This window comes from Rhizobium sp. Root482 (assembly GCF_001426565.1).
GTDB lineage: Bacteria > Pseudomonadota > Alphaproteobacteria > Rhizobiales > Rhizobiaceae > Pararhizobium.
This window is the reverse complement of the sequence record NZ_LMFA01000001.1, coordinates 660,921-677,022: the sequence shown is the minus strand read 5'-3', so window position 1 is coordinate 677,022 and position 16,102 is coordinate 660,921. Positions and strand designations below refer to the sequence as shown.

Sequence of the window (16,102 nt, the reverse complement as noted above, 5' to 3'; positions counted from 1 at the left end):
GGGACGTCAACGGAATATGTGAGATGGTGCAGCTGAAATGAGAGACATGAACGTCGATTTTCCAAGAGTACAGGAGCGCAAGCCATGAATATTCTTGCGGTTGCTTCCGAGCTTTTTCCCTTGGTGAAAACAGGCGGCCTGGCGGATGTGACCGGCGCCCTGCCGAAAGCCATCGCCCAATATGATATTCGTGTCAGAACGCTGCTGCCAGGCTACCCTCAGGTAATGCGGCCGGTCACCGCCCGCGTGAAACTTGCCGATTTCACCCTGTTGGGGGCCAGGGCATCCCTATGGTCGGTCTTTCACGAGGGACTTGATCTCGTAATCCTCGATTGCCCGGAACTGTATGAACGGCCGGGCGGACCCTATGTCGATGAGGATGGAGTAGACCATCCCGACAATTGGAGGCGCTTTGCCGCTCTCTCCAAAGCGGCGGCCTGCATCGCGGCCGGCCTGCTGCCGGGATGGAAGCCCGACCTCGTGCACATGCATGACTGGCAGTCGGCACTCACCTGCGCCTATTTGCGGGCTGCAGGCGTTTCCATACCCACGGTGTTGACGATCCACAACCTGGCGTTCCAGGGGCAGTTCCCAACATCCGTCTTTCCGGCGCTCGAATTGCCTGATGATTTCCGCGGCATCGATCATATGGAATATTATGATGATATCTGCTTTTTGAAGGCGGGCATCAGGATGGCCGACGCCGTGACGACGGTCAGCCCCACCTATGCCCGGGAAATCCTCGTGGAAGATCTGGGTATGGGGTTGCAGGGGGTGCTCGCCACGCGCCGCGACGTGATGCACGGCATCGTCAATGGCATCGACACCGATGTCTGGAACCCTGCGACCGACCCCCATATCGCGGCGAACTACGATTACCGGTCGATCGGCCGCCGCCGCGTAAACCGCATGAAGCTTGTCGATGCGTGTGGCCTGGAGGACGGGCCGGGTGCGATATTCTCCGTCGTCAGCCGACTTACCTGGCAGAAGGGGCTCGACCTTTTGGTGCCGGTCATCCCGGGAATTGTCGATCGAGGCGCCAAGCTGATCGTCCATGGACAGGGGGACAGGCAGTTCGTCGCCTGGCTCCTCGAGGAGGTGAAGCGCTATCCGGGGAAGGTCAGCGTCAAGATCGGTTATGACGAAGCGACCGCCCATCTCATCCATGCGGGAAGCGATGCGATCATCCAGCCCTCGCGGTTCGAGCCCTGCGGCTTGACCCAGCTTTATGCGCTTCGCTATGGCGCGATCCCGGTGGTTGGGCGCACCGGCGGGCTGGCCGAGACGATCATCGATGCCAATGACGCGGCCATGTCGGCGCGCGTGGCCACCGGTTTTCAATTCCAGGCGGGTTCGGTCGAAGATCTTTATCACGCAATCGACAGGGCGCTCCTCACCTATGACCAGCCGGCCACCTGGCGCAAGTTGCAGACGCAGGCGATGAAAGCCGATTTCTCCTGGGCGAGAAGCGCCAGGCACTATGCCTCCCTGTTCAGCCGGCTAGGTGAAAAGGCACGTCGCGTGCCGTTCCGGCCATTCCACGTGCGCCAGCCCGCGCCTCGCATCGCGCTCCATAGCTAGGGCGGCGCCCCCGCGAAGGGCTCGTCCGGCTTGTAATAGCTTCCGGACCGGTGGTGTTGTTCTCACATCCAAGAGGGTGGTGTCGTACAGCTATATGGGCAGCAATTGCGACAGGCTGTCGGGATAGGTTTCAGATGTATGGCGCAGCTAGGAATGGCCGTGCCAGGTATAGGTGCCGTCGCTTCTGAAGGGAGAGGAGGCGTGGGCCTCGCGCAGCAGCGCAATACGTATCGAGGCTTCAAAAAGGGCGGCAAGGCGGCGTGTGTCGTGGTCGGCCCGCGCAAAGGCGGCATCGAATTTCGCGAGGCGGTTTTGGTGGCGGCCATCGATGGGATCCGCGTGCTTAGCCGGTTCGCGCGCGCCGCCAGGATCGGCCGAAATGGGGATGATCGAAAGTCGCTCTCCGATCCCGCTCTGGAAGCGCGCCAGCATCAGGCCGGCCTTGACAAGTTGATGACGGAAGGCCGGACGGGTTTCCGTAGCGATTGCCAGGCGAAACGCATTTTCCAGCGTACTTTTGCTCGCCGGCAGCATTGCCTCGTCGAGAATGTCATGGCCGATAATTTCGCGCCGCAGGAAGACAAGAAATTCATCGACGAGATCTGAGGCATGATCGAGGATTTCGGCATCGGAAAGCCGGCGCAAAAAGGTTGAACGGCCGTCGTCGGTCGTGGTCGTGTGAGGGTGCGAGGTCGCCATGCAATTGTCTCCGCTTCAAACCGGTAAACGCGTGCGATTCCAAAAGGTTCAATCGCCGCCCCGATATGGAGACGCAGAGCCGGATATGCCGCATGGCAGATGTGCAGATCCGGTGGTTGCCAAGGGCTGGAAATCGCAAATTACCTCCCCATTTCTTTCGCGTGGACAAGAGCGGAGTGGGATATGGCCGGTCTCATCGATTTCAACAGCGCCGAGAAAACAATGGAAATTCTGCCGCCTGAAAGGCGCCGGGAACGACGGGATTTTTTTGAGCGGAGCGTGAGATGCCAATGCTGCCAGCGATGGGTTGATCCGGGTGACGAGCCCTGCCTGGACTATGGAATTTGCGACGATTGCATAGAATGCCCGTGAGGATCGCCACCTACAATGTCAACGGGGTGAACGGCCGGCTGGACGTGCTTCTGCGCTGGCTTGCGGAAACCGGGCCCGATATCGTCTGCCTGCAGGAATTGAAGGCCGTTGACGAGCGCTTTCCCGTTCGCGAGATCGAGGCGGCCGGCTATGGTGCGATCTGGCATGGCCAGAAATCCTGGAACGGGGTCGCCATTCTCGCCAAAGGCCGCGAACCGATCGAAACGCGCCGCGGGCTTCCCGGCGATCCCGATGACAGCCAGAGCCGCTATATCGAGGCGGCGGTCGGGGGCATGCTGATCGGCTGCCTCTATCTGCCGAACGGAAATCCGGCGCCGGGCCCCAAATTCGACTACAAGCTTGCCTGGTTCCAGCGCCTGCAGGACCATGCGGCATCGCTGCTGCAACTGGACGCTCCGGTCGTCCTTACCGGCGACTATAATGTCATGCCCACCGAACTCGACGTCTACAAGCCGGAACGCTGGGTGGATGATGCCCTGTTTCGCCCCGAAGTGCGCGACGCCTACCGGAAGCTCGTCGAACAGGGCTGGACCGACGCGCTCCGAACCCTCAAGGGGCAGGAACGCATCTACACATTCTGGAAATATTTCCGCAACGCCTTTGCCCGCGACGCCGGGCTTCGCATCGATCATGTGCTTTTGAACCCGGTGCTTGCCGGCCGGTTGAAGGCGGGCGGCGTCGATCGGCAGGTGCGAGGCTGGGAGCATACCAGCGACCATGCGCCGGTCTGGGTGGAGATCGCGGACCAATGAACTGCGCCGTGAGCGCGCGAGCGGGCTGGCGGCTTGTCCGTTCCGGGCCGTTAAGGAATATTTTTACCTACGCCGTTATCTAATCGGTTTTCCCTTCGCGCAGGTTCGTCATGTTCCCAGCAAGCCCCAGCCGCCGCTTTTCACTGGTCGTCGCAACGCTTGGCCGGGCCGTTGAAATGGAGCCGCTGCTCAATTCGCTGGTGCTGCAGGCCGGGGTGGATTTCGAGGTCATCATCGTCGACCAGAACAAGGACGACCGGCTTGATGCCGTCATCAAGGCTTATGGCGACAGGCTCGACATCAAGCATGTGCGCACGCCCTTGCCGGGCGTCTGCCGGGCACGCAATCTCGGTGCCGGACAGGCGACCGGTGACTGGCTGATATTTCCCGACGACGACTGCTGGTATCCGCAGGACTTCTTCCTGATGCTTGGGCAGATCATGGACGGCGTAGAGGCCGATTTCTACAGCGGCAGGGCGACCAATATGGCGGGGCAGACGATCATGGGTAGCTTCGCCGATGTACCGGCACCGGTGACCCGCGACAATATCTGGGTGACGCTGATCGAGTGGCTCGTCGTCATCCGCCGATCCGGTTTCGCCGCCGCTGGCGGGTTCGATGAACGGATCGGGCCCGGCTCGGGGACGATCTGGGGCGCCTACGAAATCCAGGACCTGATCCTCAAATGCCTGGCGCAAGGGGCAAAGGGCCACTATTCCCCCGATCTTACCGGCCATCATCCGGAAGACCGCAACGACCAGACGACGCCCGAGAACATCGCCAAAATGTACCGCTACAGCGCCGGCCTCGGCTATGTCATGCGCGGACATGGGTTTTCCGCGCTGGCATTTCTGCCGCGGCTGCTGCGTCCTCTTGCCGGCATGGTCGTCTATCGCCTATCGGGCCGGAGTGGGATGGCGCGCCGTTCGGCGCAGATCCTGCGCGGCCGTATCGACGGCTGGCGCTCCGCGCCAAATCGGCACGGATCGCTCTAATCTTAGCAATTCACCAGAGCAATTTTTAAGTTTTTTCGCCTAGCAATAGGACAGGGCCTTGCGGCGCGGATGGATCGCGCAATTTCGATATGGCAAATGATCGGACGTGTGAATGAGTAAGGGCATCATGACCAATTCGATCATGAACGCCGCGGCGGGCATGATGCTGCTCATTACAGGTTTCCTGTCGTCCATCGTCATTGCCCGCCTGCTCGGGCCGGAGGCGAACGGTATCATCGCCTTCGTTCTTTGGGTGGCGGCCACCGGCGCGCTGGTCGCCGAACTCGGCACCGGCGTCACGCTGCTGCGCATCTTGCCGCAGTTGAAGGTGAGGGGGCTCGACGCCCATCGGCGCCGCGGTTTTGCCGCCTATCTGCTGCATCCGGTCATGGCCGCCACGGTGCTTCTGGTCGCCGCCTATGCCGGCTATTTCCTGAATTTCGGGGACGAGCACTGGATGAGCGCCACGCCGGCGGTCGTTCTCCTGACGGGGATATTGCTGTTCACCCAGTCGATCGGCTCCTACACGAAGAACTATTTCATCGGCGAGCAGAACCTCACGGCATTTTCGCGGATCACCGCCGTGACCTCGGTCATCCAGCTCACCGGCGTCGTCGTCGGCGCCTCCTTTGCGGGTCTCCAGGGCGCTTTGATTGGCTATATCGCCGCGCAGATCGTTCCCTTCGCGGTTGCCGTGCGCATCAGCCTGACGCGACGGGATCGCTGCGGGATCGATGACCGCTATCTGGTGTCCTCCTCCGTGGTGCTGATCTTCGAATTCGTCGTCAGCGCGGTGTTCCTGACGCGGCCGGAACTGTTCTTTCTCCAGCATTTCCAGAGCGTCGAGGCGGTCGGGTTCTATGCCGTCGCGCTGTCGCTTTCGAATATCGCCCTGCAACTGCCCATCCAGCTGACGGGCAGCCTGCTTCCCTTCTATGCCGAGCAGCGCGAACAGGCGAACGGCCATATGCCGTTGAAGATGTTCGAGGGGGTCATTCGCAGCCTGTCCTATATTACGCTGCCCATGTGCTTTGGCCTCGCGGCCATTGCCACGCCGCTGATCGTGGCGCTCTATGGCGAGGCCTTCCGGCCGAGCGGCGAGATTGTGTCGATCCTTTCGCTCGGGGCTCCGATCTTCGTTTTCCTGCAGGTCTGCACGCAATATCTGCTGTCGATGGACCGGGCGAAAGCAAGATTGCTGGTAGCGATCGTCGGCGCGATCGTCATGGTCGCGGGGTGCGTCGCCATCATACCGCTCTACGGAGGCGTGGGAGCGGCCATCGTTCGCAATTGTGTCTTCGCCGTCATGACGATCTTCATCCTTCGGCTGATGCGGTTGGAACGCAGGCCGATGGAGATGTACGGCGTCGTCGCCCGCGTGGCGCTCGCCGCCGCCTTCTGCGGTCTTGTCGCCTTTCTGGTGACGGATGCGGTGGATGGGGTGGCTGGGATCGTTCTAGCGATCGCCGTCGGCGGCATCGTCTATCTCGCAACCTTGCGGCTGCTTGGCGCGGTGCCGGCGCAGGACGCGCTCGTGCTGCAAAGCCTGGCCGGTTCGCTGCCGATGAAGCTGCGGTCGGGTTCCAGGCGGGTTCTCGCCTGGATCGCGCCGGTGGCGCAGCAAAGCCAGCCGGGAGAATAGCGATGCTGGCGGCGCAACTCATCCACGAAGACGAACTGCACCCGGTGCCCCACCCGGAGCCCGACCCTGCCTTGCCAGCCTCGCTGGTCGCGTTGCCGATCAGCTTCAGCCGGACCATCGGCCTGTTCAACGGAGCGTCCGGGCCGCTTTCGACATCGCTTGGCGTCCTGTTTCTCAGTCCCTGGGGGCTGGAGGAAATGTGCACGCGCCGGTTCTGGCGGGAAATGTCCGAGGCGCTTTCGGACGCCGGCATTGCCAATCTTCGCTTCGACTATCCGGGCAGCGGCGATGCACTGGACATAGACGAAACTTCCGGCGGGCTTGGCGTCTGGGAAGAAGCGGCAATGGAGGCTGTCCTGCAGCTGAAGCGGCTTTCCGGCTGCGACCGGGTGGTGCTGGTCGGCCAGGGAGTGGGCGCGCTGATCGCCGCCCGCATCGCCGGACGGATCGAGGCCGTCGAGGGGGTGGCGATGCTGGCACCCGTCGTCAATGGCCGGCGCTATCTGCGCGAACTTTCCATGTGGTCGAACGTCGTCGACGAGGGACTTGGCCTGACCGCGCGGATGCGCGATGACGCCTCCGTATCGATTGCCGGGCTGGTCCTGCCGGATGCGATTGCCGGCGATCTCCGCAAGATCAACCTCAACGATTTCCCGGCCGCGCCGGCGCGCACCTGCCTCGTCTGCGAGCGGCCGGCGAGCGAGGCCGACAGTGCCTATTCCGCCCATCTGGGCGCGCTCGGAGCGACGGTCGAACGCGCTGTGTTTTCGGGTTACGACGAACTCGTTTCCAACCCGGCGATTTCCCGCACACCGCTGACGGTGGTGGGAGATGTCGTCGCCTGGGTGACCGGGATTGCGGGCCCGGTGCAGAACATGCCGCCGGTTGCCGGAGTTGATGACGCCGTGCTGGAGGCAGCCCATTTCAGCGAGCGGCCGGTTCGGTTCGGCGCGGGCGGCCGGCTTTTCGGCATTCTCTGCGCGCCACGGGACGGGCAGGTGCGTGCCAGCGCTTTGCTGATGGGGACAGGCTATGATCGCCATGCCGGCTGGGCCCGCTCGACGGTGGACATGGCGCGCCATTTGGCGGCGTCCGGCGTCGTGTCTCTGCGGTTCGATGCAGCCAATGTCGGCGACAGCCCGCCGGTGCCCGGTGTCGCGCCGCAGGTGCTCTATGCACCGCAGCAGGTGGACGATAGCATAGCCGCGCTCGATCTGATGGCCTCCCTCGGCCTGCCGTCCGCCGTGCTCGTCGGGCGCTGCAGCGGCGCCTATCTCGCCTTCCATACGGCGCTTTCCGACAGGCGCTGCGCTGGTGTCATCGCTGTCAACATCCTCTCTTTCTGGTGGGATCCGCGCGATGATGTCGACAGGATGGTCCGTCATAATCCGCGTTCGCTTGGTGAATACCGGCGCCGGGCCTTCAGCATCGAGACCGTGCGGCGGGCCCTGACCGGCAAGGCCGATCTCCGCCGGGCGGTGATGAATATCGCCAAGCTGGCGCGTCGGCGCATCCTGCGTGTGGTCGCCCCCGTTCTCGGCGGCCTGTCGGCGGATGCACGGCTGCACAATCGGGTTCTCGGTGCGTTTCGAAACCTTCGCGACCGCAATGTGCCGCTGTCGCTGGTCTATAGCGAAAACGATGTCGGACTGGCGCGGCTCGCTGAATATTTCGGCAAACGCCAAGGGCGCTTCGACGCTTATCGCAACCTGTCGCTGACGACGATCGCGCAGGCCGATCACAATGTGACGCCGCTTCAGGCGCGCCTGGTCCTCCAGGCCCATGTCCGCGACACCGTCCTTGCGATGTCGGACGCCAAATAAGCGGTCATTGGCCTGATTTTAAGTCAGAATCGCAGGATCGAAGGGCAGCCGACACTGGTGATTTCGCCGCTTGGCGGCCCACTGCCCTCGTTGCGCCGTTCCATCCGGATGATGCGCGGCTTACCCGGCGCCAGATGGAACCAGTCGTCGGAGGGCAGGAAGCCGTCCGCATCGATATGAACCGACTGGGCAAGGCGATTTGCCGTCAGCTGGAGATGCCAGCCCTCTTCATCCTCTTCCACCTGCGCCGTGATCGCCGCGTCATGGAAGGCCGCGGCCCTGCCCAGGGGAAAATGGAAGGCCTCGGCCAGGCTCTCGCCGGTCTCGGCACCAAGGAGACGCGCCACCGTGACATCGTGGGACGGCGGGCCGAAACGGAAGGCATAGGTGGTATCGAAGAAGGCGCCGAACAAAGCCGTTGCCGGCAGGACTTGATTGGAGCGGGGCGCTAGCACCAGGTCGCGTGAGCCGCCGACCACCTGTTGCTGCCCGCCGCGCAGGCAGGAGAGCTCGATCCTGACCGGCTGCTCGGAAGCCGTCTCGTTGATCAGGTGCACATCGAGTCCGTTGGTGCCCTCATCGGTGAGGGCGACCTGGATCGGGCGGAAGGCGCGTCGCAGCGCGTGCCAGGCGGGTTTCGGGAGGCCGGTTGCATCGACAATTCCCCAGCCGGCGCCGGGCAGGAGATCCTGGAAAGTCCAGACCAGCGCGCCGCCGCAGGTCGAGCCGTGCCTGCGCCACTCGGCAAATGTCGCCTCCATGACCTCGCCGGTCACGGCGCGCGACAGGTCGAGATAGCGGGCGCGATCCTCGCGGCGCAGGCGCGCCGGATCGAAGCCGTAGAGGTCCTGCAGATAATGCTCGCGGATATCCTCGAAATCCCAAGAGGCGCCGCGATCGCGCGGGACGCGTGCCTTCCATAGCGGATCGTGGACCGGGGCCACATCGAGATGGCGGGTCAGCGTTTGCTGCTGCGGCACATGCGCAAAGGCCAGGCATTCGGCGGCAAAGCGGACATTGGCGCGGCGGGCATCCTCGAGCGGACGGCAATAGGCGCCGACGCCGTAATAATGGGTGATGCCGGCATTGGGCGAAAAGGGCATGGCACCGCCCGATGGCGAGTTGGGGACGTAGACGATATCCGGCCGCTCGGCGGCGACGATCTCCGGCAGGATGATTTCGGTCAGCGGGCCTTTCCAGACCGTTTCCGGCAGGCCGAGCATGGCCGCCTGCTGATAGACCTCGCTGCCGCCGCAAAACACGGTCAGCGAGGGGGAGGCGCGAGTGGCGCCAAGAAATTGGCCAATCTCTGTCTTGATGTTTGCAAGGAAGGTCTCATCGCCAGCCGGATAGTCGAAATTGGCCAGCATGCAGTCCTGCCAGACCATAAAGCCCAGTTCATCGCAGAGCGCGAAGAATTCCGGGGTTTCGTAGGCCATGGTGCCGCCGATGCGGATCATGTTCATATGGGCCTTGATGGCCAGTTTCAGCCAGGGCGCATAGTCTTCTCTCGATCCGGAAAGATGGACGATATCGGCCGATGTCCAGACAGCACCCCGGCAAAACACGGGCTCGCCGTTGATTTTCAGCGAGAAGCCGTTGCCGTCTTGCTGGCGATCGACCTCGATCCGTCGGAAGCCGGTGCGGCCGAGCGGCATGACGCCCGCGGCCGTGATCAGGTCGATGGCATGGAGAGCGGGTATTCCATGGGTGTGCGGCCACCATGGGGTGATGGCGGGCAGCGTCATGGTCGCGGTCGATCGCCCGTCCGGTTCAATATTCACCTGCGCCTCGACGCCTGCGCATCGGACACGAAGCGGGCCCGGCATATTGCGGGCGAGGAAGGAGATGTGGAGATACCCGGTTCCGTCGTCGCCGAGGCGGGATTCGATCCGGACATCGTCGGCGATCGGCTCGGCGACGGGGCGTGCGAGGCTGATGGGCCGCCAGGGGCCGACGGCGTGAATTTCGGGACACCAGCCCGGCATGAAGCCGAGGAGCGTCGTGCGCTTGAGACGGACACCGGCCGGGGTAATCATCTGCGGCCGCCAGCGAGCCCGGGGGCCTTTCTTGGCGATCTCCGGCGCCAGCGCCCGGAAACAGATGGCCAGTTGATCGCCGCCTTGCAATGAAACCGGCAGGTCGTGGGACAGGAACATGCTGTCGGAGGACAGAATTCTGTCGCCGTTCAGGAAGACTTCGGCAAGTGTTGCCAGTCCCTCGAAGCGCAGCAATGCGTCACCCGGCGGCTCTTCGTCCAGCACGATGCGATACCAGACATCAACGTCATGCAGTGGCCGTGGCGCCGTGCGGTCGAACCGGCCGGCGGCTTCCAGCGCAGCGGCGGCGGTGCCCGGAACCAAGCCCGGAATATCGCCGGCGTCGTCGGGGAGCGTATCGGGATGCGCATGAGCGCCGGCCGGCGTCAACCGCAATTGCCAGCCTTCACCCAGCAGGCGGGGCTGCCCGAAGGAACGCTCCGTTTGGCTGCCTTGCGCCGCCATGGCCTATCCGATCCGTGCTTCAAGCACGCCCATCATGGCATCCCAGGCATCGGCTGCCGGGTCGAGTGCGGCCGAAAGCGCGTCGAATTTCTTGCGGGAGACGGCGCGGGCGAGCTGGAACTGGACCGTCTTTGCGACCTCGGAGATGCGCAAGGCCTGCAGGCGTGCATCCTCCAGCTGGCCATCCGGGTAAAGCCACTGGAAATGGCTCGCCGCAAGCTCGAAATTGGCGCCGAACTGGCGCAGCGTGTTGAAGGCATATTTGTGGAAGAAGCCGAAGGGCCGCTCTGCAAGCGCCTCGACCTGGGCGGGGAAATCCTTCGAAAAAGCTCGGAAAGGATTGCTGTCGGGGCGCCGGTTGAAATGTTTCGGCAGGAGATCGAGCGCCGCAGCGCGAATGGCCGGCTCGGACGGTGCCGTGCCGGGGAATTTCGCAAATTCCGTATAGGGCAGGAAGGGCAGGGCATCCGGTGTCGCAGCCATCTGGAAGAGCCCGTCGAAATCCTCGCCTGCCAGCTCGAAATAGCCGCCATTGTGGAAATAGCCGAGCCTGCGGGCAGCCATGTCGAGTTGGTTGACGGCGATCGTCGTCTTGCCGTGTTCGATCCGATAGGCGACGCCGGCTGTATCCGGCATGAAATAGCTGTCCATCTCGACAAGGCAGAGCCGGCCGCGCCCGATTTGCGTAGCGATATGGCTTTCCACCCGGTCGTAGATGGCAAGTTCGGTGCAGGTAATGCCGTAGAGGGTTTCGAGATCCTCGAGCGGAACCTTGAAGAAGGTGAATTGGTCGCCCTCACAATCCTGCGTGAGCGTAAAGCCGAGCATCGCCTGCGGCGGCAGGCCGAGCGCGTTCAGAACCTCGATCCACAGATCGACATAGCAATTGGTCTCCGGCCACATGCGCTCCTGCGCGTGGAGGGTATGTGGCCGGTATGTTCCCGGATCGATGTCTGCAAAAATGGCCTGCTTCAAGACATCAGCCCCAAAGCGCCTGGCGCACCGTTTCCGGCCATTCGCCCGAATCGAGGCCATGGTGGTGGAAGAGCGCGAGCGCGATCCGCTCCAGGCCGAAGCCGACGCAGGCGGTATGGGCGGTCTCGTCGTCCTCTGTCTTCAGGTCCCAGGTCTTGCCGAAATGGTCCTGGTGATAATTGAAGCTCATGCAGGCGGTCGGGCTGGCGACCGAATTGATCGGGATCAGCAGTTCGAACTTGAGGTTCTGGCTGCGCTGGTTGTTCTTGTACATCTTGCCGGCGCGGCCGAAGAATGGGTCGTTGGCGACGTCGATCTCGACGGGAAGGCCAACCTGTTCCATCAGTTTCGTGCCGCGCTGCATCCAGTCCTCACGGAATGCCATGACATCCGCCGGCTTGCCCATGCGGACATATTCCCGCATGCGGAAAAGCTGCATGCGGGCCGGATCCTTCGACGGTTCGTGGCGGAAACAGTAGGATTGCAGGTCGAACAGGCCGCCACCGGCCGGCAGGGCGCCGCGCTTGGCAATCGTTGGATAGAGCGGATAGCAGGCTGCCGGCGTCAGCACGATATCGGTCGCCTTCTGCTCGGTCGTCCAGTCCTCGCCGTCGGTCATGCATTGCAGCAGGTTGACGTGGTCAAGCTCGCAGCCGCAGAAACTGTGAATCGTTCCGGCCAGTTGCGGAAAGCTCTTCATGTAGCCGGAGCCCTCGAAATGGGCGCGGTTCATGCCGGGCGGAAAGCGGATCGCCTCGGGGTTGTCGTCGCCGCCGAAGCGGTCGATCAGCCGTTCGAAACGGGTGATCACGTCCTCGAAGGCGCCGCTGCGGCCATAGAGGCCATCGACGCCGGTATCGATCAGCAGGCCGGCGGAGAACAGCCGGTCGAGGAGAGATGATGTCTGCATGTCCATGGTCGGTTACCCCAGAAGGCTGGTGTCCTGTTTGTGAACAAGGAGCAGGTTGGATGTATTGGCGAGAATGCGGTCGTTTGAAATCATCAGCTGCGCCGAATGGGCGTCGCGCAGATGCCGGCCGAGGCTGAAGGGCGTCCCATTCTTGTATCCCATGATGCCGGTGATCTGCAGCGCATGGTTGATGATCGTCAGAATGGTCTGCGACACGCCGATCTTGACGTTGTTCATGGCGACCGCAAAACCCATCGAGGAGAGCAGTTCCGGATCGGCCTTCGCCGCCTCGTTTCGCTCAAGCCCGGCCACGACGCTGGACTTGACCAGTTGCAGCAGGCTTGAGGCTTCAGCGAGATGCAGTGCACCCGGCGGCGGCGCGCCAGGGCTTTTGCGGGCGGCGGCGCGCACGAAGGCCTGGGCGCGCGTGACCGCGTTGACGGCGATCCCGTACCAGACCGCGCCCCAGAGAAGATGGGAGGTTGCAAGCATCGACTGGGCGGCGATCTCGGCGAAGGGTTTTGGCAGGATCTGTTCCTTCGGCGCCTGACCTTTGAAGAGATAGCCGTCCGAGCAGGTGCCGCGCATGCCGAGCGTATCCCAGACATGGGTCCGCTCCAGCGTGTACTGATCCCTGGTGAAGACGGTCATCACCTGGTCGGTCGAAGCGGCCTCGGCATGGGCCCGCGAGGTGATCAGGATCGCATCGGCGTAGTGACCGTAGGAAATGACGGTCGCGTCCTTCTCCAGCCGACAGTCGTCGCCCTCGACGGAAACGGCGCAGATCGAATTGCGCAGATTGCCGCCGATGCCGCCTTCTGTGGTCGCCGAGGCGAGCAGCAGTTGATCGACCACGACCTGGCGCATGAAGCTTCGGTGCCAGGCGCTATCGATGCCGTGGGAAACGAGGCTGGAAAGCTTGATATGGTGCATGGCAAAGACCATGGCGGCCGCGGCGCAGGCCTGGCCGAGCACGGTGCAGATTTCGGCGATCTGCGGAAGGCCTGTATCTTCCCCACCGAGTTCGGCGGGAACCTGGATCGACAGCAACCGCTCAGAGACCAGTGCATCGACGGCCTCGCGCGGAAACCGGCCTTCGGCATCGACGTGATCGGCGTGTTTCTCGGCGATGGCGGCAACGCGGCGGGCGCGTTCGAGAAGATCGGCGCCGCTGGCGTTCAGCGTCAGGTCCATCACGCGGCGTCCCGTTCGCCGACCAGGCCGTTCACTGCGGCCTCGATGGCCGAAATGCTGGCGAAGGTCTTGCGGTTGAGGAGGTTATCAGGAAATTCCACGTCGAATGTATCTTCGAGCGCCAGCATCAGCTGCACGGAACCGTGCGAGGAAAGACCGGCTGCGTAAAGATCCGCATCATTGCCGAGGTCTTCAAGGGCCGCCGGGAGGGAGCCATACTGAGCCAGCAATTGCCTAACCTGCTTATTCATCATGAATTCTCCTTATACGAGGCCATCGTTTCATCGGGTTCGCTCCCCAGAGTTGATACGCCTTCGCCTCTAAAATCGGGCTAAAAGACATGGATAAATTTTCCTAAAGGTTGCAACGCCTTCGGCAACGCGCATCGCGTTACGAGAGGGGAAGAGTGTCCGCCCGCGTAGAGGAATTGTTAACCATGATCTGCGAATTTCGGTTCGTAGCGCAACGCGGCGGCGCCTCCGACGATTGAGATGACAGCGGATGACGCCGGTGGAGCCATCCGGTTTCGAGCCGTTCCTGGACGCCAGCCTGGACAAGAGATGGATATTGATGTTTTCCAATTGCCGGGGATATTGAGGCGTCGCATCCGCTATGTTGTCGCGACCGCTGCCGCCTGCCTGCTGCTCGGCATGGTTTTCATCGTCACGCAAACATCTCTGTACAGCGCCACCAGCCAGATCCTGCTCGACCCGCAGAAACTGCCCGCGGTCGGCGGAACGGTGGCCGACGGCCAATCGCCTACCCAGGTCCAGCAGGATATCGACAGCCAGATCTATGTCATGCAGTCGCAGGAGGTCCTGGCGGAAGCGGTGCGCAAGCTTGGCCTGGAGAAGGATCCCTATCTCCTCGGCCAGCCGGGGTTGCTTTCCCGTCTGTTCGGTAAACCCCAGGCATCGCCCACCCAGGCGCAGACGATCGCCGCCGCCGGGGCGCTCTACAAGCAGGTGACCGTTGCCCGGGCCGAGCAGTCGCTGGTTTTCGACATTACCGTGAAGCACTCCGATGCCGCCCGTTCGGCCGAAATCGCCAACACGATCGCCACCATCTATCTCGACAAGGCAAACAGGTCGCGCTCCGAAAACACGCTGAAGGCGAGCATGAGCCTTCAGGTCCAGGCCGAGGATCTGCGCAAGCAACTGCTTGAAACCGAAGACAAGATCGAGAAATTCCGGATCGAGAACGGCCTGATCAGCACCGGTGAACAGGGCCTTGTCAGCGACCAGCAATTGCAGGATGTCAGCCAGCAATTGGTGACCGCCAGGACCACGCTCGAACAGCAGGAAACCAACTACAACCAGGTCAAGGACCTGACCATGGCCGACATCGAGGCTGGCGCCATTCCCGAGGCGCTGCAATTCACCTCGGTGACGGCGATGCGCACCCGCTATGCGGCCATGCTCGACCGCCAGGTCGAATTGCAGACGCAGTTGGGAAGCCTCCATCCGCAATTGCAGACGGCCCGTTCGCAAGTTGCCGGCATGAAGCAGCAGGTCGAGGCCGAGCTTCGCCGCGTCCAGGCATCGATCCGCAACAATTACGAACGGGCGAAATCGAATGTGGCGGCGCTGCAATCGCGGTTCGACGCCCTGAAGAACCGAAACGGCGAGAACGGCGACGCCCGTACGCGGCTGCGCCAGCTGGAAAGCGAGGCGGCCGCCATCCAGGGCGTCTACAAGTCCTTCCTGACCCGGGCCGAGGAACTGGGTCGCCAACAGGAAATGAGCATCGGCAATTCGCGGATCATTTCGCGGGCCACCCCGCCGACGCGGACGTCGCGTCTATCGGCGCCGCTGGTGCTGGTCGCCTCCCTGCTGTTCGGCGTAGCTGCGGGATCGGTGCTCGCGGTGCTGCGCGATCTGCTCGGCGGCCAGGTCAGCAGCCAGCGGCAGGTGGCCGAGCGACTGGGCATGCCGGTCGTTGCGCGCATCGCCGCGCTGAAGTTTGAAAAACCCGCCCGCCGCCGGAAAATGCCGGACTTTATCGGCCGTTATCTCGATGCGCGCACGCCGGATCAGTCAGGCGATGTCCGCGAAATGGGCATGCTGCGTGTCAGCTACCTGCTGAGCGACGCGCTGGCCGAGCAGACACCGGCAACCGTTCTTTTCATCTCTCCCGGCGGGGAGCGGTCCGATCCGTCGATGGTTGCCGAAATTTCCGTGGCGTTGAGCGCCACCGGTGCGGCGGTGCAGTTTGCGCCCGGAACGGTGCGGCCGCACCGGAAGCGGCAGGCCCATACAAGGCCGATCGGTCTTCTCGGGCAGGGCGGCGTCACCGCCAGGAGCGAGGCGTCTGCCTCCGGCCTCGATTTCCTCGACCTGCAGTCCCTTGATTTCGCCGGTAGCGCCAAGATCGCTTCGATCCGTTCCGGCACGCCGCGCATCTCTACCACCGGCTGGACGCGGCAGATCGATTATACCCTCATCGATGCCTGCGGCACGGATGCCGGACAGCACCTGCCGGTCTTGTTGAAATCGGCTTCGGCCATTCTGGTGGTGGTCAGGCTCGGGCAGACCAGCGGGCGCGATCTCGCCGAATTGTCGGCGATGCTCGCACCCTGGAAGGAACGGATGCTGGGCGGCATCGTCATCGGATGAGCGCCCGCAGGCGGGGTGC

General features: G+C 62.9%; 12 protein-coding genes. 7 read left to right on the top strand and 5 right to left on the bottom strand.

Annotated features, from left to right (window positions below):
* Positions 1-84: 84 nt before the first annotated feature.
* The 6 genes from glgA to ASD31_RS02910 all read left to right on the top strand — a co-directional run bounded on the left by glgA (position 85) and on the right by ASD31_RS02910 (position 7,885).
* Positions 85-1,581 carry a glycogen synthase GlgA gene (gene glgA, locus ASD31_RS02935; protein ID WP_056329019.1) on the top strand — a complete coding sequence of 499 codons (1,497 nt, stop codon included), beginning with the start codon at positions 85-87 and terminating at the stop codon, positions 1,579-1,581.
* A 138-nt stretch (positions 1,582-1,719) separates the two neighbouring features.
* A complete protein-coding gene (locus tag ASD31_RS25725) occupies positions 1,720-2,187 on the top strand; it encodes a hypothetical protein (protein WP_156392468.1) in 468 nt (155 codons plus the stop codon).
* A gap of 461 nt (positions 2,188-2,648) precedes the next feature.
* Positions 2,649-3,425, top strand: coding sequence for an exodeoxyribonuclease III (gene xth / locus ASD31_RS02925; RefSeq protein ID WP_156392487.1), 777 nt, complete (start codon positions 2,649-2,651; stop codon positions 3,423-3,425).
* A 110-nt stretch (positions 3,426-3,535) separates the two neighbouring features.
* Entirely contained in the window at positions 3,536-4,420 is an 885-nt protein-coding gene (locus ASD31_RS02920; RefSeq protein WP_056328999.1) for a glycosyltransferase family 2 protein, read from the top strand.
* Between the two features lie 112 nt (positions 4,421-4,532).
* Positions 4,533-6,062 (top strand): polysaccharide biosynthesis C-terminal domain-containing protein, encoded by a 1,530-nt coding sequence (locus ASD31_RS02915; RefSeq protein ID WP_056328997.1) that lies wholly within the window; start codon positions 4,533-4,535, stop codon positions 6,060-6,062.
* A gap of 2 nt (positions 6,063-6,064) precedes the next feature.
* On the top strand, positions 6,065-7,885 hold the full coding sequence (locus ASD31_RS02910) for a hypothetical protein (protein ID WP_056328995.1): 1,821 nt from the start codon (positions 6,065-6,067) through the stop codon (positions 7,883-7,885).
* A 23-nt stretch (positions 7,886-7,908) separates the two neighbouring features.
* Here ASD31_RS02910 and ASD31_RS02905 read toward each other — a convergent pair whose 3' ends face one another.
* Genes ASD31_RS02905 through ASD31_RS02885 form a run of 5 tightly spaced genes read right to left on the bottom strand, consistent with a single transcriptional unit; the run spans position 7,909 to position 13,719 of the window.
* The gene (locus ASD31_RS02905; protein WP_056328991.1) at positions 7,909-10,389 is read right to left on the bottom strand and encodes a glycoside hydrolase family 2 protein; all 2,481 of its coding nucleotides are present in this window, start codon (positions 10,387-10,389) and stop codon (positions 7,909-7,911) included.
* A 3-nt stretch (positions 10,390-10,392) separates the two neighbouring features.
* A complete protein-coding gene (locus tag ASD31_RS02900; RefSeq protein ID WP_413813777.1) occupies positions 10,393-11,364 on the bottom strand; it encodes a DUF1839 family protein in 972 nt (323 codons plus the stop codon).
* A 4-nt stretch (positions 11,365-11,368) separates the two neighbouring features.
* Positions 11,369-12,280: an amino acid--[acyl-carrier-protein] ligase gene (locus tag ASD31_RS02895; RefSeq protein WP_056328985.1), complete on the bottom strand. Its 912-nt coding sequence runs from the start codon at positions 12,278-12,280 to the stop codon at positions 11,369-11,371.
* 6 nt (positions 12,281-12,286) lie between these two features.
* Positions 12,287-13,468, bottom strand: coding sequence for an acyl-CoA dehydrogenase family protein (locus tag ASD31_RS02890; RefSeq protein ID WP_056328983.1), 1,182 nt, complete (start codon positions 13,466-13,468; stop codon positions 12,287-12,289).
* On the bottom strand, positions 13,468-13,719 hold the full coding sequence (locus ASD31_RS02885; RefSeq protein WP_056329366.1) for an acyl carrier protein: 252 nt from the start codon (positions 13,717-13,719) through the stop codon (positions 13,468-13,470). The genes ASD31_RS02890 and ASD31_RS02885 overlap by 1 nt, the downstream gene beginning before the upstream one ends.
* 309 nt (positions 13,720-14,028) lie before the next feature.
* Between ASD31_RS02885 and ASD31_RS02880 the strand changes: the two genes are divergently transcribed.
* Positions 14,029-16,083 (top strand): GumC family protein, encoded by a 2,055-nt coding sequence (locus ASD31_RS02880; RefSeq protein ID WP_056328981.1) that lies wholly within the window; start codon positions 14,029-14,031, stop codon positions 16,081-16,083.
* Positions 16,084-16,102 lie beyond the last annotated feature (19 nt).